Genomic DNA, 24,472 nt, shown 5'->3' with positions numbered 1-24,472 from the left:
GGCACGGGAGATTTATCGCCGGTAAGAGCGTTCATAACGGTTTTCAATGCGCGCTTGGATGGACTCCAAGCCGATGGACAGCAGCCAATAAATCAACGAAGCGGTGATCAGCATCTCAATATGTCTGAATTCGGTTTGACCCAATGTGCGTGACAGGTAGGTCAACTCCCAAACGCCCACAACTGACACCAAAGAGGAATCCTTGAGCATGGCAATAAACTGGCTGCCGGTTGGCGGCACGATCACCCGCATGGCTTGTGGCAAAATCACCAACCACATGGTCTGCAAGTGATTGAGGCCCAACGCTTGCGCGCCCTCAGATTGCCCTTTGGGAATGGATTGAATGCCAGCGCGAAAAATTTCAGTCATATAAGCGCCATAGCAAAGCGATAACGCGGTGATCCCCGCTGGAATGGCATCGATAATAAAGCCAAGCTGTGGCAATCCGAGATAAATCAAATAGACCTGCATCAAAAGTGGCAAACCACGAAACAGGGAGGTGTAGAACGTCGCCAAGCCATAAATTGCGCCATTTTTGGAGAGTTTGGCAATGGCCCCCACAAGCGCGATGACGGTGGCAATGGCGATGGAAACAGCAGAGATATATAGGGTGGTCATCACCCCACGCGTGACCAAAAATCCAATCTTGCGCAGAATGAATTCAAAACTGAGATCAAATGAATAGAAAAAGATCAGCAAGAGAACTAAAAGCTCAGCCCACACCACCAGCATTTGCTGTACGCGGCCAAATTTGCTGATCAATTTCCAGTTCAAAAAGAACAGTACCGCCACCAATGTGGCGCTGAAGATGCCTACAATAATGGGGCTCTGTTCTGCCGTGGGTGCAAGGCCGGGAACAAAGGCCAGAAATGTGTTTTCGCGCAACCCCACAAAGTAAAATGCAGCGGTGAGCGCAACAAACAAAACGCTTAGTCCCACCTGTTTGGTGGCTTCTGGATATTTGATCAATATTTCTCTGAGCATAGTCCCCCCAATGCTGTGTGGCGCTTAGCCACGTTCTTTCCACCAGTCCATGGCCTGCAACCCCCAATAGGTCATCTGCGCCGCAGCTTTGCCCACGGGCCCGCCGGTCCAGCTCAGGCCATATGGCGCAAATAATTCATATCGATTTGAGGTGCCTAAAAGGGCTTCGGCCACAATGGTGCCGCCAATCGCTGTGGTGTTCAGCCCATGGCCACCAAACGCGGTGCAATACCAAATCTGATCGTTCAATTTGCCAATTTGCGGCATTTGATGGCGGGCATATGCCATGAGACCTGACCAGGCCAGTTCAACCTTGAGCGTCGAAAGTTCAGGAAATGTCCCTACCATTTGTTTGCGTAAAATCTGGGCCACATGTTCCGGTTTGGCGGGCATGGTGGTGATCCGCCCGCCCCACATGAGACGTTTGCCGCCCTCGACCAACCGATAATAATCCGCCGCACGACGATCATCGCCAATCGCATCGCGGGTCTTAATCACATGTGCCAATTGTTCCGGCGCGACCTCGGTGATCAACACATAGGTGGCAATTGGCAAAAAGGCGCGCTTTAATTTGGGCAATAGGTTGCCGGTATAGCCACCGGTGGTCACCACCACTTGATCAGCTTTCACCCGACCATTCTTTGTGTGTATCAACACGCTGTCCGCACTTTTTTCGATGCGCTGGGCAGCAGACTGTTCAAAAATCACGCCGCCGTTTGCTTCGACCGCAGCGGCAAGGCCTCGCGCATAATTGAGCGGATGAATATGAAACGCATTCTTGTCGCGCAAGCCTTGATGATAGCAACTGGACTTGAGCCGATCCTGAACAGCGTCGCGGTCCAAAAACTCAAGCGGATAATCATAGTCTCGCAAGCTTTGCGCTGCAGCAATTTTCAGATCTTCGCCACTATCATATCGCGTTACCCCGGTGATTCCGGTAATCGGTTCCGCTGATGAAATTTCACATTGCTGAATATTGTCGCGCACAATTTCCATGCCTTCAATCGACATATTGTGCAGCGTGTGGGCGTCAGCATTGCCAATTTTTTTTGCAATTTGCGACTCACCTACTGCATAGCCGGGGCTGACAAATCCGCCATTGCGACCAGATGCGCCCCACCCCACCATATCTGCCTCAAGCACGATGACTTTATTGCCGGCCTTTGCCAATTCAAGCGCAGCAGTGAGGCCGGCATAGCCTGCACCAATAATGCAGATTTGTGCCGCTTCCTGTCCTGCAAGAGCAGGCCGCTCCTTTTGGTCCACCACAGTGCGGGCATAGTAGCTGTCTACGTAATTCATGGTCTTGGTTCCCGAGAGATGGGGCAAAGGTGAGAAAATGTGCCGACCCTAAGGGCCGGCACATTACACTTATTCAGCGGCGTAGTTTTTGCCGTACCATTTGGTGCTGAACTCTGCGATCACGCCTTCCTCTTTCATGGCATTGAGGGTTTCAGTGATCTTATTGTTCCATTCTTCATCACCCTTTTCGGTGATCACCACCAAGGGCTCACGGAACGCATATTCATCTTCGATGATCCGCAATGGATAGCCATTTTCAATGGCTTGCCTTGCGGTTTGCTCTGGTGCAATCACCGCATCAACCCGTACACCTTGGCCAAGACGCAAATCATCAAAAGGCAACATGGATTCTGCATAGGTGCGGATATCGCCTGGCTCAACCTTATATTCGATTGGCGGCTGGTCTGGCGCTGCAATATCCAATTGCCGACGAATATAATCTTCTGACGTGGTTGCGGTTTCCACACCGATTACCTTGCCATTCAAATCGTCCACCGTTTGAATGTCGGCATCTTCATGCACCACCCAAACATAGGGGCTGTAATAATAGGTGCCCGGAAAGTCGATCACTTGCGCTCGAGCTTTGGTGGGGGTCACAGACCCAACGCCCAAATCGTAGCGCCCTTTCCAGCGACCGCCGGTCATTGTGGCCCAATCAGGTGTTTCAAACCGCACCTCTACGCCCAGACGATTGGCAACCTCTGTGGCCACATCAATATCAAAGCCCACCATTTCATTGTCGTCATTGAGAAAGCTTTGTGGAGGCCAGCCCGAATTTGTGGCCACAACCATTTCACCACGGTCCATCACCCGATCCAGAGTTTCACCGGCCATCGCCTGTATGGTCGACAGCGCCAATGCGCCTGCCACCGCGAATTTAATAACATTGTTCAATTGTCTACTCCCTTTTGTAAAACATCAGCGATGCGTGCCGACCCACACCCTCTATATTTGTATGACAACTAATCGTTGCATGCACTTATTCACCTGTCAATATATGAAAAATAAAATAATTGCGGACCATAAAGAACCGCGGATATGCACCCTAAAGTTTAGGGGATATATATACCAATATGTTGAAATCACAGTATTTTATAGGTGAGCATCACGTGTAGTGATCATCTATTTTAGTCAATTTGAGCCAGCTTGACAAAAATATTTTCTCATGCATGTTGTCATACAACCTAAACAAGTTGTTTGAACTTTAGCTCACGAAGGGGGAGCCATGTTTAATTTTGATGCAGAGCGTTTTTTGCGAATCCAGGATGGGGCGGTTGCGCAGGCGCAGGCCCTGCGCCCGCACATCGCCGGCCTAGTTGAAAATGGGGCGCAAAACATTTTTCTGCTGGGCACAGGCGGCGCAGCGATTTTGATGGAACCCGCGGCAGATCTCTTGCGCAAGCGCTCTGCCTTTCCCGTATTCACAGAATTCACTGCCGAATTGAACATCGATGGGTCAGTCCATTTGGGCAGTAATTCCATTGTGGTCATCCCGTCCCTTTCAGGGACCACCAAGGAAAGCATCGAATTGCTGGAAACAGCGCAAAAGGCTGGCGCCCACGTGATCGTTTTGACCGGCCATGCCAACACGCCCTTGGCGCAAAAAGCAGACAAGGCGTTTGTCAATTTTGCTGAAGATGATACATCGTGCGAAAGCTTTTACATTCAGTCCTATGCTATTGCCCACGCTATTATGGCGGCGCGCGGCGAGCTGGAGAATGCACAGGCTCTTTATCAAGAGCTTGATCAATTGCCGCAAGTGCTGCTCTCAGTAAAGCAGCAATTTGAATCCGAGGCGGCGCAGATTGCCACCCATATTCAAAATATGGATTATCACATCATTGCTGGCGCCGGAAACACATGGCCAGAAGCGCATTATTATGGCATGTGCATTTTGGAGGAAATGCAGTGGATCCGCACGCGGCCTGTGCACGCCTCACATTTTTTCCACGGCACGCTAGAGCTTTTGGAAAAGGATGTGAGTGTGTTGTTGTACAAGGGCGAAGATGCCTACCGGCCTCTTGTGGAACGCGTTGAAAACTTTGCCAAGCAATATACCAATGAGTTGATCATTTTTGATACGGCAAAGTTTGATATGGGCGACCTGTCTCCCACCGCGCGTGCCTATGCGTCGCCGATTGCCCTGGCCACCATGATGGAGCGCATGAGCGCACACTTGGAAAGCCTGCGCAATCATCCATTGACCACACGTCGCTATTATAAGCGCGTGGCCTATTAATTGAATTGATGTCGTCTTCGGCCGACATCTTTAAGGTTGGGGCAGTTTAATGCCATCATTTGATTTTGCTTGTGTCGGCGACAATTGTATCGATAGATTTGGCGCACCCCTTCACCAAATGCTGGTGGGCGGCAATGCACTGAATGTTGCGGTTCAATTGGCCCGACACGGAGAGAAGTCAGCCTATTTCGGCGCAGTTGGCCGGGATATAGATGGTGATGTAACCATCAAGACGTTAAATCAAAACAACGTGTCCAACGTCCATACTCAACGTCTTGACGCCCCAACCGCTTATACAAACCTTTCCTTCACCCCTGCCGGTGATCGCATAATTGACTTTGAAGAATTTGGCGCCAGCGGCCTCTATCGTCCCAGCTGTGCTGATTTAGACATTTTAAAAAAGATGCGCCATGTGCATATCGGCTGGCTCAAAGATGGCGGCACCACCAAACGCTTTTTGCGCGGTCACAATGTATTTGTCTCTCAGGATTTGGGCGTGAATGCCGCGCCAATTGATAAAGACCCTCAGGATCTCTCGCTCGCATTTGATTCTGCTGGTGATGATAAGTCCGTGGCCCGCACACGCGCTATAGACTTGATAAAGAAGGGCGCAAAATGCGCTATTGTCAGTTGTGGCGCCAAGGGCAGCGTCGGATTTGACGGCCATGATTGGGCCGAAACCAATAGCACCCCCGTCAACGTGGTCGACACAACCGGCGCCGGCGACAGCTTCGCCGCAGGCGTCATCGCCGCCCTGCACAAAGGCAAAAACCTGCAACAATCGCTGGAACAAGGCCGAGACTGGGCCGCCCTCACCTGCGGCCACCCGGGCGGTTTTCCGCAAAAAATGGCCTCCCAAACGCCCTGACGAATCCACCTTAATTGAAATAATGTCCGCGTCCACACACCAGATTTATGACGCGTACCAGTCTCCGAGAGAGCGCTATCCCAAAAGCCGACATTGGGACCGCTTGCATTGCATCCCCCTAAGCAGATCTTCATCGGATGGCTTGCCAGGATTTAAATTAAAGGCGGATATGCGGGACATAATCGCCCTTCGGCTCGACCTATTTGAGACAATCCTGAACAATACAATGATTTTTTGTCGGCATTGCGTTGTTTCGACGAAGGGGTTTTCGAAGTATCTGTATAGGAGGTTTGGGAGGCATCATGGTCGTTGCACTTTTACTCCTCTCCTCCTCCCCTGATTTGGCAATACGGCAACATGCATCACATAAAAAAAGCGGCGGATGATCGCCGATCTTCCGTCGCCCCTTACACCGTGTTAACCCAAAGCTTCTAGCTTGAGGAACCTGCCCATAAATTGATATCGGCCTCGACGGCATAACGATCTATCTCGTCAAGCTCGGCAGTTGTAAATGAGAGGTTTTCGAGCGCTCCTACACAGTCAATGACCTGTTGTGGTTTTGACGCTCCGATCAATGCAGAGTTCACACCACCATCCCTTAAAACCCATGCAATGGCCATTTGAGCGAGTGTTTGCCCGCGACTTTTTGCAATGGCGTTCAACTGCCGGATATTCTCCATGGCCTCCTCAGACAGGAAGCTTTTGCTCAGCGTGTCATTTTGACTGGCCCGGCTGTCTTTAGGTACGCCCTTCAGGTATTTGTCCGTCAGCATGCCTTGAGCCAGGGGCGTAAAAACGATCGAACCGATACCCAACTCTTGCAATGTATCTTTGAGGCCGTCGCGTTCGATCCAACGGTTGAGCATGTTGTAGCTGGGCTGATGGATGAGACAAGGCGTACCGAGATTCTTTAGGATTTTTGCGGCCTCGCGTGTGCGCTCGGAATTATACGACGATATCCCCACATAGAGCGCTTTGCCGGATCTGACGATTTGATCAAGCGCGCCCATGGTTTCCTCCAACGGAGTGTTGGCATCAAACCGGTGCGAATAGAAAATATCGACATAGTCGACACCAAGACGTTTGAGGCTCTGGTCACAAGAGGCCATCAGGTATTTTCTGCTGCCCCCATCACCATAGGGGCCCTCCCACATATCCCAACCCGCCTTTGAGGAAATGATTAACTCGTCCCGATGACTGGCAAAATCTGTTCTCAGGATTTCACCAAAGGCCTCTTCGGCACTGCCTGCAGGCGGGCCATAATTATTCGCCAGATCAAAATGGGTAATACCCAAATCAAATGCCGTTCGACAAATAGATGATTTGACTTCATTGGAGGTCGAATGGCCAAAATTGTGCCAGAGGCCAAGTGAAATGGCAGGCAGTTTTAGCCCGCTATTGCCTACGTGATTGTAGGTCATTTTGGCATAACGTTCAGCGCTGGGTTGATAAGACATGTGTCACTTTCCTAGTATTGTGGTCGCGCCCGTGCCCCTCATCTCAAGGATTGAAGGCACGCGCACTGACTTGGGAATTGGAGGGGAACAAGCTGGCCTGTTACGCCGAGGCGCCCCTATTTAAGGTCCTGACAACCCCGTTCGGATCGCAATCCGAGGGGGTTCCATAACCGCCTCCACCTGGTGTTGAGATTTCAATGATTTGACCTTCAACTAGATCGATAATACCGCGGAAATCCGTTCGGCCGTCACCGAAATCGAGTTTGCTGCCCATGGCTGAACCACCGCCTTCCAGCCCCCATGGAGCGGATAAAAGGCGCGATGTATCGATGGATAACTGGCAGGCACGCTCAACCCGGTAAACCCGGCGCAAACCCATGCCGCCACGGAATTTGCCGGCACCGGCAGACCCATCCACGAGTTCATAACGCAGCAAGGTGAGCGGGTATTCACGTTCCAGCCCCTCAACAGGCAGGTTTGACGTATTCGTCATGTGCACCTGAATACCGCTTAGCCCATCTGCGGTTGGTCGCGCACCACCGCCACCACCAATTGTTTCAAGATAAACCCATATGTCGCCGTTCTCGTGCGTTCCGGAGAAGGTCGCGCCGGTGCAACAGCCATTGCCAGCTGCTGCAATTTGGCCGGGCCGCGCCTCAGCCATTGCCCCCAGAATAAGGTCAGCCACACGCTGGCTGGGTGCAATGCGTCCATCCACTGCTGCGGGATGCTGGCAATTGAGAATGGACCCCACAGGCGCCGTCACCGACAGGGGCCGCGCCAGACCGGCATTAGGCAGAATGGTGGGGTCAATTGCTGATTTGACTGCGTAATAGCACGAGGCCAAAAGAGCCGTGTAAACCATGTTCAGCCCCGCCCGCACTTGCGGTGGCGCTGTGAAATCTAGCGCCATTGAATCGCCCGATATCGTGATGGCGACGCTCAGCTCCATTGCTTGTGTGAATTGATTGCTATCAAACGTATCGGAGAATCGATAGACACCATCCGGGATCGCGGCGATACCAGCCCGCATTTTCCGCTCGGCATAATCCTGCAAAGCATCGCCTGCCGCCAACACACGTTCGCTGCCATATTTTTCGCAAAGCCCTTGCACACGTTGCACACCCAGCCGGTTCGCCGACATTTGCGCGCGGAGATCGGAGAGACGCTCGCGTGGCACCTGACAGTTCAGCAGGAAAATATCCTGAACATCCGTTTGCAGTTCACCGGCCCGATAAAGTCGCACTGGCGGAATCCGAATGCCTTCTTGATAGATGTGCGAATGTCCGCGATCTGCGAAATCCGAGTGATGTGCGGTATTGATGGACCAAGCAACGATCTGGTCGTCAAAATAGATCGGCTCAGCCAAAACGATGTCCGGGAGGTGCGTTGCGCCGCCCACATAAGCATCATTGCCGATAAATACATCGCCAGGCCGGATATCATTCACAGCATGCCGATCAAGGATGTGGGCGATGATCCCGATAAAGCTTCCCAGATGCATGGGAATATGTTCCGCCTGACACAGCATGTTACCGCGATGATCGAACAGCGCGGTTGAGCAATCCCGGCGCTCTTTAATGTTGGTTGAATAGCTTGAGCGCACCAAGGCTTCGCCCATCTCTTCAACAATCGAAGTCATGGCGCTGCCAATGACTTCGATTGTGATTGGATCAAGATTCGTCATGCGCGATCCTCCAAAATCAGATTCAAATATGCATCCACCCGCGCACGCATTCCGGGAAGGATCAGTGTCGTTGTGTCCATTTGCTCAACAACCGCCGGGCCTTGAAATTCATGCCCAAACTGCAGATCATCTCTCTGATAGACCGGACTGGTGACCAGTCCCTCTGCTTCAGGCATCCAAACTTCTCGCGTACCCACCGGTTGCGGTAGTGACGAGGCTTTGTCCATCTTCGCCTGAATACTGGCTTTCTTTACGACCCCCACAGCCTCGGTACGCAAAGTGACAAGTTCAACAGCCTCGCCCTCAGGCGAGAACCCATAACGCTGAGCGTGGGCCGCCTCAAAATCTTCACGCAGTTTTGCCAACGTGTCTTTTGTTATTTCGCCCTCTGGGAATGATACTTGCAGTTCGTAATTCTGCCCCACGTAACGCAGATCGACTGTCCGCAAATACAGACGGCTTTCAGGTTCGATCTGTTCACGGTTGAACCAATCCAAGGCCTGTGCCTCGATTTGTTCAAATCGCTCGACCAATTGGCCCGGCTCGATCGCGGAAAGATTAGTCAGAAAGCTTTGCGCAAAATCCGCTTTGAGGTCTGTCATCAGTAGGCCAACTGCGCACAAAGCTCCCGGTGTTAAAGGTACAATGACCGTTTTAATATCCAGTTCGCGCGCCAATCTGGCTGCATGAAGCGGGCCACCGCCACCAAATGCCATCAAAGCATAGTCGCGCGGATCATGACCGCGCTGCACCGAAATGACGCGTATAGCCTTGGCCATGTTGGCGGTTGCGACCGAGATAATGCCTTGTGCTGTTTCCAGCAATTCGAGCTTGAGCGACTTTGCCAGTTTGCGGATTGCCTTCTCAGCCTTGGCCTTATTGACCTTCATGCGACCACCAAGCATTTCAACCGGATTCAGAATCTGCAGCACCACGTTGGCATCTGTGAGCGTGGGGCGCTCGCCGCCCAGATCATAGCAAACCGGTCCGGGATTTGCGCCCGCGCTTTCCGGACCAACCTTCAAAAGCCCGCCATTGTCGACATGGGCGATAGAGCCACCACCAGCACCAACGGTGTGAATGTCGAGCATGGGTGCTTTGATCGGATAGCCATGTACCTCAGCTTCGCCGGTTTTCTTGCAGGCGCGATTTTCCAGCAAGGCAACGTCCGACGAGGTGCCGCCGACATCGAAGGTAATAACATTGTCAAAACCTGCTAGCCCCGCGATTACCTGCGCCGCCACGACCCCTGTGGACGGTCCGGACAACAGAGTACGCACGGGAAACTGTGCAGCTGCTTCAAAGCCAATTACGCCGCCATTTGACTGAGTCAGGTGTGGCGATGTTTGCAAACCGGCTTCAACAAGGCGGGCTTCCAAGCGCTGAATATATCGCTCCATTACGGGGCCCAAAAAGGCGTTGACTACCGTTGTCGACAAACGTTCGTACTCGCGGAACTCGGGTGCAACCTCGCTTGAAAGTGAAACGAATATGTCTCCCAATTCTTCGCGAGTATCAGCCAGCACGGCCTGCTCATGAGTATCGTTCATAAAGCTATAGAGAAAGCACACCGCAAGTGCCTTGATGTCTTGGCTCGCGAGTTCCCTGAGTACAGTGCGCAGTTGCTCCTGATCGAGGTTCTGTTCCACGCTCCCATCGGGCCGCAGTCGCTCACTGATATTGAATCGTAAATTGCGCGGAACCAGAATTTCGGGCTTTTCAGCGAACATGTCATATAGGCTTGGGCGCTTTTGCCTGCCAATTTCCAGAAGGTCGCGAAACCCGTCTGTCGTAATCAATGCTGTTTTAACGCCCCGCAATTCGATTAAAGCATTCGTTGCCACCGTCGTGCCATGACCAAAAAACGTAATGGTTGAGAGATCTTCACCAACACGTTCTAGTCCTTGCTTGACTACTTCTGCGATTCCACGCGAAGGATCGTCCGGGGTCGACTGTGTTTTCCAGATTTCAATACGCCCCGTTTCCTCTTCGAAGAGGCAGATGTCTGTAAATGTACCGCCAGAATCCACGCCAACACGCCAGGCCATATGTTATTCTCCTTCTGCTTGAATGACAAAACCCTGTGATTTGCGTTTCCGTGTCGAACGGAAACGATCCAATCTGAATGGTTGAGGATCAACGGTAGTTTTGTCACCTGATATGATTTCTGCCATTAGTTGGCCGACCGCTGGGCCCGCTCCGAATCCATGCCCCGATAGGCCCGATGCTATGTATACGCCGGGCGCATAGTCTACCGCATCGATGATGGGCACACCATCCGGGGATGCATCAATTACCCCGCCCCAGGTATGCGTTATGCGCGCATTCCTGAACGCTGGGAATGCGGCTTTCAATCCCTTAAAAGCCGATTCAATCATCCAGTCGGGTGGTGGCGGATTTAGTGTGCGCTTTTCCTCGAATTCTGTACGAGCATCATTGGACCAAAACCGACGTTGTTTGAGTTCAGAGAAGAATTCGTGACCGAACGTCAGTCGCAGTTCACGCCAGCTATTCATGAATACAGGCAGATAGTCCAATAGCAGCCTGAAGCTGTCGGGCACGATGGGTGCAATGTTGATATTGCGCGGCCCGAGCGTATAACCGCCATCAAGGCGCTTGCGAATGCCATAGGTCGCGCCACCAACGGGCAAATCCGGCCCTTCGACGTCACCCTCAATGCGGGCTGCTGTGGCCACGAGGTTGAGCTGCGGCAAATGAATACCCGCATTGCCCAGGAATAACCTTGACCAGACACCACCGGCCACTACCACATTCGAACATTTGATCGAACCATGCTCCGTCACGACCCCAGATACGGCCCCTGCAGTGCGCTCGATACCGCGCACCGCACAATTAGTCACGATCACAGCACCACGCTCTTGAGCGGCTTTCGCAAAAGCCGGCACCGCTAGTGCCGGTTCCGCACGACCATCTGATGAGGTGTGCAAGCCGAAACTATGGCCGGATGAAATGCCAGGGAGCAACGCCTCAATTTCAGCACCATTCAGCATCTTGAGCGGCAAGCCATGCTCCTGGCCCGTTTTTGCCCAGCTTTGTGCCTGCTCGATTTCCCATTTTTTCTGGCACACATATGCAATCCCGGTTTCCCTGTAGCCGGCCTTGATACCAAATCGCGATTTCAGCGACCGCCAAAGGTTGAGACTTTGTATTGTGAGCGGCATCTCTAGCGGGTCACGCCCCATCTGTCGCGTCCAGCCCCAGTTCCTTGAAGACTGCTCAGCGGCAACCTCCCCTTTCTCACACACACAAACGCTTATGCCTTTTTCCGCAAGAAAGAGAGCAGTTGAAATTCCCGCTATACCCCCCCCCACTATCACCACATCGGACTGCGCCGGAATTGACGGCGCGCTGTCCACTCTATTGAGCGACGGAACCGCTCCGCGTTTCACATGCTCATGCATCAGTTACCCTCTATATATCCTGCGTTGGGTTATCATTGAGCACATAGCATTCACCGCATGCTCGCTTGTGACGTTATATGAGAGTTATGCGTGTTGATCAAGAGGTGCATGCACGATAATTTCCACAAAATAGCAATATTCTACATATATATGGCAATTCTCTCATTTTTTATGAAGCTTCTTGACAGAATATGACTGTTTGTGCATAACTGCGTGACGTTGCGAGATTGTGCGGAATGGAAGTGCGCTGCAACAACACCCGAAACCATGGTTTTGGGGAAGATAGAACGATAGAATTCAATCAATGGGAGGACGAACATGTCATTTAAATGGAATAGAAGTATTGTTAGCTCCGTAGTTGCGTTGAGCGTTGCTTGCGCATCGAGTGCAGCGATGGCCGAACCTGTAAAGTGGGATTTTTCGGATGAGTACGATCTGTCCGGCTTTACTGGGCAGGCTGCAAAACACTGCATTGCGGAAGTTGAAAAAATCGCAGGCGATGACATCGACATTACCTATCAGGGCAGCGGCGCACTTGGTTTCAGTTCAGCAGATCACTTTGATGCCGTACAGGACGGAAGTGTTCAGGCAGCCGTTACACTCTTGACACAGCTCAGTGGTGTTGATCCTATCTTTAGTCTCAGCTCATTGCCGTTCCTCGCCAACACGCCCGAGCAGGCATATTTGTTGTGGCAGGTTGCCCGTCCCGAATATGAAAAAGTATTCGAAGAAAATGGCATGAAACTGCTTTGGGCTGTTCCAAATGCGCCAAGCGGCATTCATGCTAAAAAGCCGATCACCTCGGTTGATGCGATCACGGGTCTGCGCATTCGCACCTATGACGTCAACGGAACAGAAACCCTAAAGCGCGCCGGCGCGGCTCCCTTGCAAATTGCATGGTCAGACCTCGTGCCGCAGCTTTCCACAGGCGGCGTGGATGCCGTGCTAACCTCAGCCGATGGCGGCAAGCAAATCTCCATTTGGGATTATCTAAGTGACTTCACAGAAGTCAATTATGCCATGGGCATCTTTGTGGCGCACGTAAATGCAGATGCATTCGATCGTTTGACCCCAGCCGCCCAGACCGCCTTGACCGTCACGATTGACGATTGTGACGCATTCAACTGGGAAGTCATGCAGAAGGCTATGACAAGTCCGTATGAAACGATGCGCGAAAATGGCATGACAATCACAACCGATGATGAAGTGCCCCAGGAAGTGTTTGACCATCTGAGAGAGGCGGCAAGCGAAGTGCATAAAGACTGGCTTGAAAAGACCGGCGAGCGCGGTGCCGCATTGCTTGATGCCTTTGAAAAAGCAAAGATGCAATAAACCTAAACGCTAAAGCTGGGTGGGGTCGAGAATGACCGATAACAACACACAAGAAGATCAGTCTATCAAGCGCCCCACCCCAAAATGGGTTAGCGTTCTGGAAATGATTTCCTCCCGGCTCAACAGGATTGCGGCTGGTATTTCCGCGATCCTGTTGGTGCTCATGGTCGGTCTGATTCTGGTGGAAATCGTCCTCAGGTTTTTCTCGCTGTCCACTTTCATGACTGACGTTCTTGTCGGTCATGGTGTTGCGGCCATTACATTTCTGGCCGCGGCATGGGCCCTTGAAGAAGGCAGCATGATCCGCATTTCCGCAGTCACGCAGGTATTGCGCGGACGGGTCCGCTGGGCCACGGAAGCGTTCTGTATTGTGAGTGTCGAGATCCTCATTGTCTGGCTGATGTATTTCGAATGGCGCACCGTAGGCAAGCTTTGGGCCCGCGGCTCCACTACCGAGCATTATCTGCCAATCCCTCTCTGGATTCCTGCTGCAATCTTCCTTGTGGGGCTGGCTCTACTCGGCTTGCAAATCTTAGTTCGTGGCGCGCGCCTGATCAGTCACGGCTACGACGAAAACTCTCTGCTCAAACTCTAGTAAAACGGGAATAGAACGCCATGTCACTCGTTGCAGCCTCAATCGTAGTTTTGTTGATGATGGCCCTGTTTCTGGGCGCTGGGGTCTGGATTTTTGCCGGCCTGATCATGGTGGGGGTCGGTGCTTTGTATATTGTGCTCGATTTTGACCTGATCCGCATCGGCACGATCGCCACAAAGGTGGTTTCCTCCAGTGCAGTGTCGTGGGAACTTGCCGCCATTCCAGTTTTCATCTGGATGGGCGACATCATTTTCCGCACCGACATTTCCCAAAGGCTGTTTCGCGGGCTGTCGCCGATCGTATCCCGCATTCCTGGCGGCTTACTGCACACCAATGTAATTGGCTGCACGATCTTTGCCGCGATCAGCGGCTCCAGCAATGCCACAACCGCGACTGTAGGCAAGATCACCATTCCGGAACTTTTAAAACGTGGCTATGACCTGAATCTGGCGTCCGGCTCACTGGCTGGCGCCGGAACATTCGGCCTGCTCATCCCGCCTTCGATTGCGATGATCATTTATGGAGTTCTCGCCGAAGTCTCGATCGTCAAGCTCTTTGCCGCTGGCCTCGTGCCCGGCCTGCTGATGGCCTTTTTGTATTCCGGTTACATTATTGTCGTGTCTTTCATCAAACCCGGTGCGGAACCTGCAAACGTCGAGAAGGCCAGCTTCAGGCAGATGCTGCGCGGTGTCTGGGACCTCGTGCCCATACTCGTTTTGATGCTCCTGGTTCTGGGGTCAATCTATTCAGGCCTTGCCACACCATCAGAGGCAGCAGCCGTTGGCGTCGCCGTTGCCATCCTGATCACGGTGTTTACGGGGCAGTTTTCCATCAAGATGATTGTGGACTCGCTGATGACCACAATCCGGATTTCAGCAATGATCTGCCTTTTGATTGCTGCTGCGTCTTTTTTGTCGGCCGCCTTTGCCTTTATGCACCTTCCCGTGCAGATCACCGAGGCCATTGCCAACATGAACCTGTCCCCCATCGGCGTTCTGGTCATTCTCGCCTTGCTCTATATCGTGCTGGGCATGTTCATCGACGGCACGTCAATGACCGTCATGACCGTGCCTATTGCAGTGCCCCTGATTATTCAGGCAGGCTTTGATCCCATTTGGTTTGGCGTCTTCCTCGTCATCATGATCGAGTTGAGCGCATTGACACCGCCCGTGGGACTAAACCTTTATATTTTGCAGGGCTTGACCACTGTTGGACTGGGCCGAACCGTGTGGGCCGCCCTGCCCTTCTTTCTACTGCTGTGCTTAGGAACCGCCTTGCTAGTGATTTTTCCACAATTGGCCCTTTGGCTTCCCGGTTTGCTATAGGAGACGATAACGCGCAGCATCGGGTTGAGTGTGTTTGTGCTTGGTATTATTGGATATTTTGTGCAAATAGATGTGTCGACACGCGCGTATGGAGGACGTCATGGACGATTCGCAGGAGAATAATTCTGAAGAGATGTTGCCGGCAGAACGGCGCCAACGCCTGATCGACTGGTTTGACATCAACTTTGCGGGGTCCAGCCAGGATCTGGCCGACCGGTTCAATATCTCAGTTTCAACCATCCGACGCGATCTAGATTTTCTGGCCAAGGAAGGCTATCTTAGCCGCACCCATGGCGGCGCGGTGCGCATGCGTCAACAATCCACCTATGAGCCAAGCACCGATCTGGCGCGCCGCACTGCGGTCGAAGAAAAAAATGCCATCGTCTCCGAAGCGCTCAAGCACATCAATGCCGACCAAAGCATCTTGATCGATACTGGTGCCATTTCACACCTGTTGGCAGATGCTATTGCCACGAGGACAGACCCGCTCACGGTCATCACCAATGATCTCTATGTCGCCCATGCCCTGACCTACAAGCCGCCGTTAAAACTAGTTGTGCCGGGCGGTTCCAACCGGTTTGGTGCCTATAGCCTCCTTGGCGAGCCGGGCATCAGCTTCTTGAATGATGTGAAATGCGATTTGTATTTCATGTCAGCGCAGGCAGTGGATTTTGAGTGCGCATCCGACACGGTTCTCGAACTGGTCGAATTGAAGCGCACTATGATGCAGGCCGCGCAAAAGACCATCCTTCTGGCAGACAGCAGCCGTTTCAATGCACGGGCGCTCTACCGCATTACAGAACTCAGCGAAATCCACATGATCATCACCGATTACGGCCTCCCGGCAAAAGACCGGGACAAAATCCATGCGCACGGGGTGGAACTGGTTTGCGTCAAAGTGTGAGCTAGCGACCGGCATCGGCGGATGGGCAGCTCTCCGTTTGAAATGGCCTAGCCACGACGGACCATGCCGCCAATGGATATGCTGGTCGGCGGTCGGAGCACAAGACTTCGAATCAAACCAAGGAGGTCCAACTATCGAGGCAAATGTTCATACTCCCTTAGCAGGCGATCCATTGGCCAATTAGGACTCTCGAGAGAAGTTCGCTCTTACTGAGCCTATAGTTTCGCCTTCAAGCGCTCGCGGCTCTTCGCCGACATTGGGAGCCTGGCTGCAATTAGTCAATATCCCAAAAGCGGACACTGCGCCACACTAAGCCAGACGAGGGTCCATCGTTTCGCAAGGCGCTGCCCTGACGCCGATGGCACTAAGTTTCTCTGAACAGTTCGAGATGGACATAAAAAGCTGCTAAGATTAGGTGACCTCAACACCACAGACTGCAGACGTAGGAATGTTAACAGCAATCATAAATAGCAACCGAAGTAGACCGATCCCTGGGGCTGTTGGACAATGCCCATTCTGCAAATCTGAAATGATTCCGCGTTGTGGCGAGGTTAGGATTCATCATTGGGCGCACAAAAGCAAAGTGGACTGTGATCCTTGGTGGGAACCAGAAACTGATTGGCATAGGAACTGGAAAAATGAATTTCCACTCCGTTGGCAAGAGCATGTGTTTACTGATCAAGATACTGGTGAGAGGCACATTGCCGACGTGTACACGCTGGCGGAACTCACTGTGGAGATCCAACATTCCCATCTCGATCCCAAAGAGCGTCGAGCCCGTGAGGATTTTTATAAAAACATGCTTTGGGTAGTTGATGGGTCTAGGCTTAAAGGTGACAGGAAGAAAATCCTAGGATGGAGGGACGCGCTCACGGAGATTGTTCAAGGCAGCAAGCGAACAAATCTGTTCTTACTTAGCGATGCCAATGAGCTTTTTCCACGCGATTGGTTGCAAAGTCCAGTTCCAATATGTTTCGACTACGTGGGCCCAAATGCCGAAACTGAGACTGCCCCGACGCTACTATTCCTCTTGTATCCTGGTACCGTGCATGGTGGCCGTTTGGTAGAACCCCTGACACGCGATGGCTTGCTGCGAGCCATCTATTCTGAACGTGTGCACATGCCCGCTGTTCGCGGGATCCTGCAAAACGTATCACGACTGAGACTGTCGAGAATGCGGAGCTAGAAGCGCCTAACTGAAGAGAATCGCTCGCGACCATCGGCCCAAAGCAGACATTCAGAGCTCGGCCAGACTTGCGGATTGAACACCCCCAGAGCTGATAAAACACCTAACAATTCGGTCGACAAGACTTAGGGGCTCCGGTATGATTTCATTGTGGCATCACTTTGGTATCAAATTATGAGCGATCAAAAAAGCGATAAGGGTCGAGTTCCAGTGACTGTACGGGTGCCGGTAAACATCCTCAAGGACATTGACACGTGCATATGCAACGGGGAGGTGCCTGTCTCGCGCAACCACTGGGTCGTTGAAGCACTGATCGAAAAGCTAAAAAGAACAAAACATGGGACTGAGGCAGATGGCACACAGTGATCTTCTCATTTCTCTCGTAAAAGCGAGTGTGAGCGGCGACAAGAAAGCCATCCGTACCGCAGTAGAGAGCATCATTGCTGATGAGAAAAACAAACAGCACCGGATACTTGCTGATCGCCTCGAGCGGGCATTGAACACCAGCGGCACTAGCACGCGCTCGCTGAATCTGGCAGCCCACGACCCTGGAATCAAAGGCCGCGAATTTCTGGCGGAACTGACACCAAAACATCAACTTAACGACATGGTCCTTGCGGACCATACCCGAGAAACGGTCAATCAGCTTATCGAAGAACAGCAGCGTGCGAGCTTGCTGCGGTCTCATGGCCTGAATCCTCGTCACCGGATCATGCTAGTGGGACCTCCCGGTAACGGTAAAACATCCTTGGCAGAAGCGATTGCAGAAGCTCTCGCAGTTCCGTTTTTTGTCATTCGTTATGAAGCGTTGATTGGCAGCTATCTCGGCGAAACCGCTAATCGGATGAAGCGTGTGTTCGATTACGTACGCACTACGCCATGCGTGGTCTTTTTCGATGAATTCGACGCTGTAGGCAAGGAACGCGGAGACACCCACGAAACCGGAGAGATTAAGCGAGTCGTATCGTCGCTGCTGATGCATGTCGATGAGCTTCCAAGCTACGCCGTTATAATTGCAGCCTCGAATCATGCAGAGCTGCTCGATCGGGCCGTATGGCGGCGATTTCAACTCCGGCTTACATTACCTGCTCCGACCGAGAAGGAGCTGATAGCCTACTTTGAACGGAGTTTCCAGCAGTTCGATAGAAAGTTGGGAATTTCGCCTGCGACATTGGCTAAGCGCCTTGGGGAAATTAGCTATGCCGAGGCTGAAGAGTTCATTCTAGATGTTCGGCGACGGGAAGTGCTCTCTCTGCGAGAAAAATCTCTTAAAGCCATTTTTGCAGACCAGATAAAGGCCTGGGGAGATCGCGCTAAACCAGTCCGACAAGAAGAGTGTGTGAGGTAGTCCATGGCTGAACGTCCACTTCTCGGATTGCTGCAACCAAGCCGCACAACACGGAAAGGGCGACCTATGACTATTCAGGAGGAGGTTGCAGCGCCTTCTGCCGAACGTCAGGTGCAGCGGGTTGGTCCCAAATTCGATCGGCTTTCTCGTGCCCTTCCCGATCCACAGCGTCTCGCGGAGTTGCGGGAAGATCCAGCTGCCATCGCGCCCGAACGGGCATTGGTCTTTGAGATAGCAAGCACCGTTGTTGATTTCCATAGAGCGCTCAGACAGATCAGTGGCCTTGAATTTCTGGGGGAAGACGAAGACGAGCTAGAACCAAACGACGACTTCGCGACTACGGATAAAGATGGCAATCGACGGGATGATAAAGCTGTTCCTCGCCGTCTTTTCTTCACTTTGCCAGACGCAGCAGCTCTGCGGGAGCTGGTAAGCCTTTGGAACCGCTATAGGAGCGGAGAGAATATCACCCGACCTCATACGGAATGGAAGAGAGTCTTTGCCCACCTGTCAGACATACGTCCTTGGGGTCCACAAGACAGAGTAACGGACGATACTAAGCAGGAGTGGTTGGAGCGACTCCGAGATTTTCCCGATGAACCCGTCCGCTTTGAAGTTGAGTTCTGGTATCGAGCAACTACTGCCCTTCGCTATAGGGCTCATCAACGGCTTGCAGAAGCAATTGGTGAAGCTGGAGGCCAACTCCTTGATCAAGCTATGATCCCAGAAATCCGGTACGACGCAGCGCTGGTCGAAGTTCGTCCAGAATTTGTGAAAAGCATTCTGGATCATCCAGACATTGGTCTCGCTGCATTCGACGAAGTGATGGTGCTGCGGCCACAATCCCTTGTAACGGACACTCACGGTCCGGATCTGGATGAAGCAAGCGAGACCGAGCCGGATGAAGAAACTGAACTGTCACCGCCTGTTGCAGCTCTTCTTGATGGCATGCCGATGGCCCAGCACCACAAGCTGGCCGGGCGGTTGGAGATTGATGACCCTGATGACTTTGCAGCGCAGTACGGCCAGACAGACCAACTAGTTCATGGCACAAGTATGGCCTCGCTTATTCTCCACGGCGATTTGAACCGTGCTGTCCCAACCGGTCCTGTAAACCGTCGACTTTATGTGCGCCCAGTGATGTATCCGCAACAGGTCGGTTTTGATGACTTTGAAGAGCGCATGCCTCCAAACAAGTTGGCCATCGATCTGATCTGGCGCGCATTTATCCGAATGTTTGAAGGCGAAGGTGACGTGGAACCCACCGCCACAACCGTTCGAATCGTAAATATGTCCTTGGGGGATCTAAATCGCCGTTTTGCAGGTATTTTGAGCCCTTGGGCTCGGCTGATCGACTTCCTCGCTTGGCAGCACGGTGTTCTCATTTTGGTTAGCGCTGGCAATATTCCCGACCCAGTAAGTCTCGAAGAAGGTTTAGCTTGGGCAGACTTCGAGGACGCAGCACCTGAAGAGCGGGAGGCGATTCTCCTAAAAGCGATCCTGCGGAACCGTGCACATCGCCGTCTTCTCGCTCCGTCTGAAGGCCTCAACTGCCTGACGATCGGGGCTGCGCATGTCGATGAGATCAGCCCCAACGGGGCGGGGGCAATGGCGGTTGATCCATATGCGAGCCCTTTTTTGCCAAATCCAAGTTCGGCGCAGGGGCTTGGCTATTTGAAAGGAGTTAAGCCCGAAATTCTACTGCCAGGCGGGCGCGAACATGTTCGAACGCTTACGAATACCGCGCCGATTTCCTTGATCCCCGCCCGCCGGCCGGGACGATATTTCGGTATTGGTGCAGCCGCTCCAGGCACCGCAGGCGAGCTATCAAGGAAGCTTAACTTCAGTGGAACCAGCATCTCGACTGCTTTGGCAACTCACGGCGCATTGCGAATTCTGGAGGCCCTAGAAAAGCTCCCGGAGGAACCGCCACATCCCTCCGTGGATCCTACATTTCATGCAGTTGTCCTAAAGTCATTGCTAGTCCATGCAGCTAAGTGGGACCCAGAGATTGCCGCCAAAATCGAAAAAATCTCACGGGATAATGGGACAGGGCATTGGGAGCATCGGCGTGACGACGCAGCCCGCCTCCTTGGATTCGGAGTTGTAGACATCGACCGTGTCATTGATTGTGCAGAACACAGGGCAACACTCATCGGATGGAACACAATCCACGCAAAGGAGACAGACGAGTTTCGCATCCCGATCCCGACCGACCTCGAAAATCTCGGTGGTTTTCGCGCAGTGACAGCAACAGCCGCGTGGCTCTCACCGCTGAATGTGAACCATCGAATGTATCGAATGGCCAAGTTGGAGATAAGCCATGGTGGCGATAAGCGGTTGTCGCTTGGCGTGGAAAACGCGAAAGACCAGCCTTCTCACAATTCATTCGGACGCGGAACAGTGTTCCATCGACGCTGGACTGGAGAAGACGCGATGCCTTTCGTGGATGAAGGGGACATAGTGCTAAATGTGTCCTGCAAACCATCAGCAGGGGATTTAGACATCCCTATTCCATATGCAGTCGCTGTGACGCTCGAGGTCGGAGAGGATGTGCGGGTAGACGTTTACGAGCGCGTAAAAGCGCGCCTAAAGCAGCGGGTTGCTGTCCCAGCAGCATAATATCCCGTTTGGACGTTTGCAGCCAACTCTGGAGAGTTCTCTGTGAGGTCCGCTTCCAATTTACAAGCTAGAGTTTTCGAATGGGTAGTCGATGTCTGCTTACCGCCCCTTATGTCGCTTAGCCAATGGTCTCAGGCCGTGCGCACGCACCTGAAACACGTCACCTCAAAGTACACCTTAAAGTGACACGGCGATGTTGCAGTCAAAGTTATAACATCTGGGTTGACATCGACTATTTGTGACTTGCTAGCCTCGAGCTTAAACCCTGAGGTGACATATGGCGAAGTTTGGCTATGCCCGAGTGAGCACGCTTGAGCAAGATCTGGAAATTCAACATGAACGGTTAAAGAAAGAAGGCTGTACCTTAATCCGTTCGGAGAAGGTATCTGGTGGCAGTCGAGACCATCGCACTGAGCTTGCCACCATTCTAGAGTTTTTGCGCCCAGGCGATGAGTTAGTCGTAACCCGCCTAGATCGATTAGGTCGCGATACCCGAGACGTTTTAAACATCATTCATGAGTGTGAGCAAAAGACCGCGTTTGTTACAGTGCTTGATCCATATGTGTCAACTAAAGGTGAAATGGGACAAATCGTTATGACGGTTCTTGGCATGGTTGCTCAAATGGAGCGTCGTTTTATTAAAGAGCGGCAACGGGAGGGTATTGAGCGTGCCAAGCAGCAAGGCAAATATAAAGGTGGAAAACGGCGTATTGATCGTGAAGCGGTTTGGCGAATGAAAAACGATGGACTTGGTCCCAGTGCCATTGCGCGTGAACTTGGTTGTTCAAGAATGCAGGTCTACCGGGTGCTGGGTGAAGCTTAGAAATTGGGCAGTACGTTGTGAACTTGTCTGTCATGTGCCAATTTTCTTAATATCTACGCATGCACACAATGACTGCAACGGGCGGAAAACCGGACGTTCACAGCTCGGTCAAAACTCGCAGAGTACCAAGAAGAGGTGAACTCGATTTCAGTTTCCTTCGCGAAGGATCCGCACAACTCGGTCATAGTTCACTTCCATAATCCACCAAAGACGATCACCACTCTTATTTGCGAATTGAACAACTACACCATTTAAGTCAGGATGAAAGCGGGCAATGCTCGAATATCCGGGAAGCAACCCAGTGTGGCCATATTCATAGAGCGACGCGTAAACGTCCTGCTCGGAAGGGCTGAACAACGTTCCGTCGCGCAAAGAATTCAGAAACAAGCCGACATCTTCAGCCGTTGACACCATGGAGCCCATCGGCCCAGTGTAATTGATGTCTTTCAAATCATCATCGTAACCAGCAGTGTACCCGCTCACAAGCCTTTCCATGTCGATCTCCCCCATTGAGGTAAAGGTATTCTTCAAGCCCAAGGGGTCGAGGATTTCCTGCTTGATGAGGAATTCATAATCGTGGCCCAACACTGCCTCAAGGATTAGGCCAATTAGAAGATAATTTGTGTTTGAGTAGCGGTACTGTGTTCCCGGGTCAAATTCGGCCTTGTGATCCAGAATAAGCACAAGATTATCCGTTTGTTTTGTTGGAGGATCGAACCACGAATAATCATCGTCATCACTGTAATTTGGAATGCCGCTTCTATGCTGAACCAGCATGGCGAGTGTAATTTGATCCGCGTTTTCAATGCGATCAGCGACATCAGGGAGATATTCGGCTAATGTACGGTTCAGATCGATCTCAGATCGACCTGCCAACTTGACCACTAACGCCGCAACATAAAGCTTGGTGATGCTCGCAATTTTAAAAAGGCTTTGAGGTTCTATTGGTGTATTCGCTATTCGGTTACTCCTGCCACTGACGAAAGTCTGCGCAGGCTTGCCGTCCAAGCTTGCATAAACAATCACGCCATCAATTCCCGTTCCAGTGAACTGATCGAGCTGAGCTTGCACTGTGTCAGGCAGCGGCGACAACTGAAACAAAAGTGTCCGCCACGGAACAAACCAAAGGCTGACTACCGTCGCGATTATCGACACAACGATAAAAATAGCGCGCACAATCTTCATTGGTGTTCCCCGGTCAGCAGATGATTGGAAACTAGCTCGTAAGACTTGTTCTTACTATGATCAATGGTTTCAATCGATTGGCATTACGTTTCACGCAGTCATCTTTCCGCCCGTACAGGCAACGTTTTCATGGCTACCCAATAATGGAATGCGCTCCAGACACCAATCAACTGTACGCTCACAATAGACCAGCCCAGCGCTCGTTCGTCTTTTGTTCATCGCCATCAAAGTTATTGCCAAAAATACTCAACGGTCTGATACTCATTACACAATCATATAAAAAAATGCTGGAGAAAGAGTTGTGACCCAGATGCGGTTAAGAGCAAGCCCTAACCCTTGGAAGACCCCTTTACTTATCTTGGTCCTTGGAATGGTGCCTGCTGTCCCCGGCATATTTTCAACGATTGCCATCCTGCAAAATGCGCAACCCGGGCACCCGTTGGCAGATCTTGTTCAACCCAGATATCTGGCCGCGCCGTTGCCAATTTTGACACACATCATCGGCGGGATTGTATTTTGCGCAATCGCTCCTCTACAATTCATAACGAAATTGCGCGTTCGATACCCTCAATTACATCGCATAGCAGGTCGAATTGCATTCGCCGGAGGGTTTGTCTATGCGCTCACTGCTTTGCCACTTTTATTCGATTTGCCCCCTGACGAAGACGCACTCAAAAACTGGGGGTTGGGGTTCAGCGGAGTTGCTGTCGCTCTTTGCCTAGGTCTTTCATTATGGCACGCAATAAAGCGAAACATTTCTGCGCATCAACTTTGGGTGTGTCGCGCCATTGCTATTGGATTGGCCGGTGCCACCCGGGCTGTACTCGAGATCTTGGCTTTCGCCATTCCTGTGGAACACTCACCTGTTCAGGAAGGCATCATCATGTGGCTGGGCATGAGTATTAATTTGGCAATATTGGAGTATTATTGGCGCAAAAGAAGGCGCCCTCGCAAAGCAGCATAAAACTGGACCGCACCGATGTACTCCCACTGGCATGAGTATGAACAGCAGCTTCGGGCCGGACGCTGCCCCCTAAAATGCAGTGCCTTTGATGTCGCTATTGGAATGTTGCATCCAAAGGCAGCTTCGAGCCCAAAGCAGACATGAAGTCTGAACGCAAACATCAAGGCAGTAACAACTCTCCTTCTGCCAATTTGTGCATCAGCAAGAGAATTGCTTTGTTGTCTTCGGC

General features: G+C 52.0%; 19 protein-coding genes. 11 read left to right on the top strand and 8 right to left on the bottom strand.

Features of this window, described 5'->3' with window-relative positions; translation table 11 throughout:
• Window positions 1-12 precede the first annotated feature (12 nt).
• From ACP15Y_RS14570 to ACP15Y_RS14560, 3 genes are all read right to left on the bottom strand, one after another.
• Window positions 13-984 carry an amino acid ABC transporter permease gene (locus ACP15Y_RS14570; protein ID WP_236114206.1) on the bottom strand — a complete coding sequence of 324 codons (972 nt, stop codon included), beginning with the start codon at window positions 982-984 and terminating at the stop codon, window positions 13-15.
• A 24-nt stretch (window positions 985-1,008) separates the two neighbouring features.
• The gene (locus ACP15Y_RS14565; protein ID WP_424983829.1) at window positions 1,009-2,286 is read right to left on the bottom strand and encodes an NAD(P)/FAD-dependent oxidoreductase; all 1,278 of its coding nucleotides are present in this window, start codon (window positions 2,284-2,286) and stop codon (window positions 1,009-1,011) included.
• Between the two features lie 69 nt (window positions 2,287-2,355).
• Window positions 2,356-3,180 (bottom strand): transporter substrate-binding domain-containing protein, encoded by an 825-nt coding sequence (locus tag ACP15Y_RS14560; RefSeq protein ID WP_424983828.1) that lies wholly within the window; start codon window positions 3,178-3,180, stop codon window positions 2,356-2,358.
• 331 nt (window positions 3,181-3,511) lie between these two features.
• Between ACP15Y_RS14560 and ACP15Y_RS14555 the strand changes: the two genes are divergently transcribed.
• Together ACP15Y_RS14555 and ACP15Y_RS14550 are read left to right on the top strand one after the other, a co-directional pair.
• Window positions 3,512-4,525, top strand: a complete 1,014-nt coding sequence (locus ACP15Y_RS14555; RefSeq protein ID WP_424983827.1) for an SIS domain-containing protein — start codon at window positions 3,512-3,514, stop codon at window positions 4,523-4,525.
• Between the two features lie 49 nt (window positions 4,526-4,574).
• On the top strand, window positions 4,575-5,393 hold the full coding sequence (locus tag ACP15Y_RS14550) for a PfkB family carbohydrate kinase (RefSeq protein ID WP_236114209.1): 819 nt from the start codon (window positions 4,575-4,577) through the stop codon (window positions 5,391-5,393).
• 431 nt (window positions 5,394-5,824) lie between these two features.
• Here the strand turns inward: ACP15Y_RS14550 and mgrA are convergent, their stop codons facing one another.
• The 4 genes from mgrA to ACP15Y_RS14530 all read right to left on the bottom strand — a co-directional run bounded on the left by mgrA (window position 5,825) and on the right by ACP15Y_RS14530 (window position 11,959).
• On the bottom strand, window positions 5,825-6,850 hold the full coding sequence (mgrA, locus tag ACP15Y_RS14545) for an L-glyceraldehyde 3-phosphate reductase (RefSeq protein WP_424983826.1): 1,026 nt from the start codon (window positions 6,848-6,850) through the stop codon (window positions 5,825-5,827).
• Between the two features lie 100 nt (window positions 6,851-6,950).
• Complete coding sequence (locus ACP15Y_RS14540; protein WP_424983825.1) at window positions 6,951-8,537, bottom strand: hydantoinase B/oxoprolinase family protein; 1,587 nt, start codon at window positions 8,535-8,537, stop codon at window positions 6,951-6,953.
• The gene (locus ACP15Y_RS14535; protein WP_236114212.1) at window positions 8,534-10,585 is read right to left on the bottom strand and encodes a hydantoinase/oxoprolinase family protein; all 2,052 of its coding nucleotides are present in this window, start codon (window positions 10,583-10,585) and stop codon (window positions 8,534-8,536) included. Before ACP15Y_RS14535 ends, ACP15Y_RS14540 begins: the two co-directional genes overlap by 4 nt.
• A 3-nt stretch (window positions 10,586-10,588) precedes the next feature.
• Entirely contained in the window at window positions 10,589-11,959 is a 1,371-nt protein-coding gene (locus ACP15Y_RS14530) for an NAD(P)/FAD-dependent oxidoreductase (RefSeq protein ID WP_236114213.1), read from the bottom strand.
• Between the two features lie 318 nt (window positions 11,960-12,277).
• Here ACP15Y_RS14530 and ACP15Y_RS14525 point away from each other — a divergent pair, with 318 nt between their 5' ends.
• The 8 genes from ACP15Y_RS14525 (at window position 12,278) to ACP15Y_RS14490 (ending at window position 22,094) form a co-directional block, all read left to right on the top strand.
• Window positions 12,278-13,291, top strand: coding sequence for a TRAP transporter substrate-binding protein (locus tag ACP15Y_RS14525; RefSeq protein WP_236114214.1), 1,014 nt, complete (start codon window positions 12,278-12,280; stop codon window positions 13,289-13,291).
• Window positions 13,292-13,322: 31 nt separating this feature from the next.
• Complete coding sequence (locus tag ACP15Y_RS14520) at window positions 13,323-13,886, top strand: TRAP transporter small permease (protein WP_236114215.1); 564 nt, start codon at window positions 13,323-13,325, stop codon at window positions 13,884-13,886.
• Window positions 13,887-13,906: 20 nt separating this feature from the next.
• Window positions 13,907-15,211 carry a TRAP transporter large permease gene (locus ACP15Y_RS14515; protein ID WP_236114216.1) on the top strand — a complete coding sequence of 435 codons (1,305 nt, stop codon included), beginning with the start codon at window positions 13,907-13,909 and terminating at the stop codon, window positions 15,209-15,211.
• Between the two features lie 100 nt (window positions 15,212-15,311).
• Window positions 15,312-16,115 carry a DeoR/GlpR family DNA-binding transcription regulator gene (locus ACP15Y_RS14510; RefSeq protein ID WP_236114217.1) on the top strand — a complete coding sequence of 268 codons (804 nt, stop codon included), beginning with the start codon at window positions 15,312-15,314 and terminating at the stop codon, window positions 16,113-16,115.
• Window positions 16,116-16,563: 448 nt separating this feature from the next.
• Window positions 16,564-17,301, top strand: a complete 738-nt coding sequence (locus tag ACP15Y_RS14505) for a competence protein CoiA (RefSeq protein ID WP_424983824.1) — start codon at window positions 16,564-16,566, stop codon at window positions 17,299-17,301.
• Window positions 17,302-17,653: 352 nt separating this feature from the next.
• Entirely contained in the window at window positions 17,654-18,649 is a 996-nt protein-coding gene (locus ACP15Y_RS14500) for an AAA family ATPase (protein ID WP_424983823.1), read from the top strand.
• A gap of 66 nt (window positions 18,650-18,715) precedes the next feature.
• Entirely contained in the window at window positions 18,716-21,271 is a 2,556-nt protein-coding gene (locus tag ACP15Y_RS14495; RefSeq protein ID WP_424983822.1) for a S8 family peptidase, read from the top strand.
• 277 nt (window positions 21,272-21,548) lie between these two features.
• Window positions 21,549-22,094, top strand: a complete 546-nt coding sequence (locus tag ACP15Y_RS14490; protein ID WP_424983821.1) for a recombinase family protein — start codon at window positions 21,549-21,551, stop codon at window positions 22,092-22,094.
• A gap of 147 nt (window positions 22,095-22,241) precedes the next feature.
• Here the strand turns inward: ACP15Y_RS14490 and ACP15Y_RS14485 are convergent, their stop codons facing one another.
• Window positions 22,242-23,279 (bottom strand): serine hydrolase domain-containing protein, encoded by a 1,038-nt coding sequence (locus tag ACP15Y_RS14485; RefSeq protein WP_424983820.1) that lies wholly within the window; start codon window positions 23,277-23,279, stop codon window positions 22,242-22,244.
• 310 nt (window positions 23,280-23,589) lie between these two features.
• On the opposite strand from ACP15Y_RS14485, the gene ACP15Y_RS14480 reads away from it, so the two are divergent.
• Window positions 23,590-24,243, top strand: a complete 654-nt coding sequence (locus ACP15Y_RS14480) for a DUF2306 domain-containing protein (RefSeq protein WP_424983853.1) — start codon at window positions 23,590-23,592, stop codon at window positions 24,241-24,243.
• Window positions 24,244-24,472: the final 229 nt, after the last annotated feature.

This window comes from Maritalea sp. S77 (assembly GCF_049801075.1).
Taxonomy (GTDB): domain Bacteria; phylum Pseudomonadota; class Alphaproteobacteria; order Rhizobiales; family Devosiaceae; genus Maritalea.
This window is presented reverse-complemented; position numbering and strand designations above follow the sequence as displayed.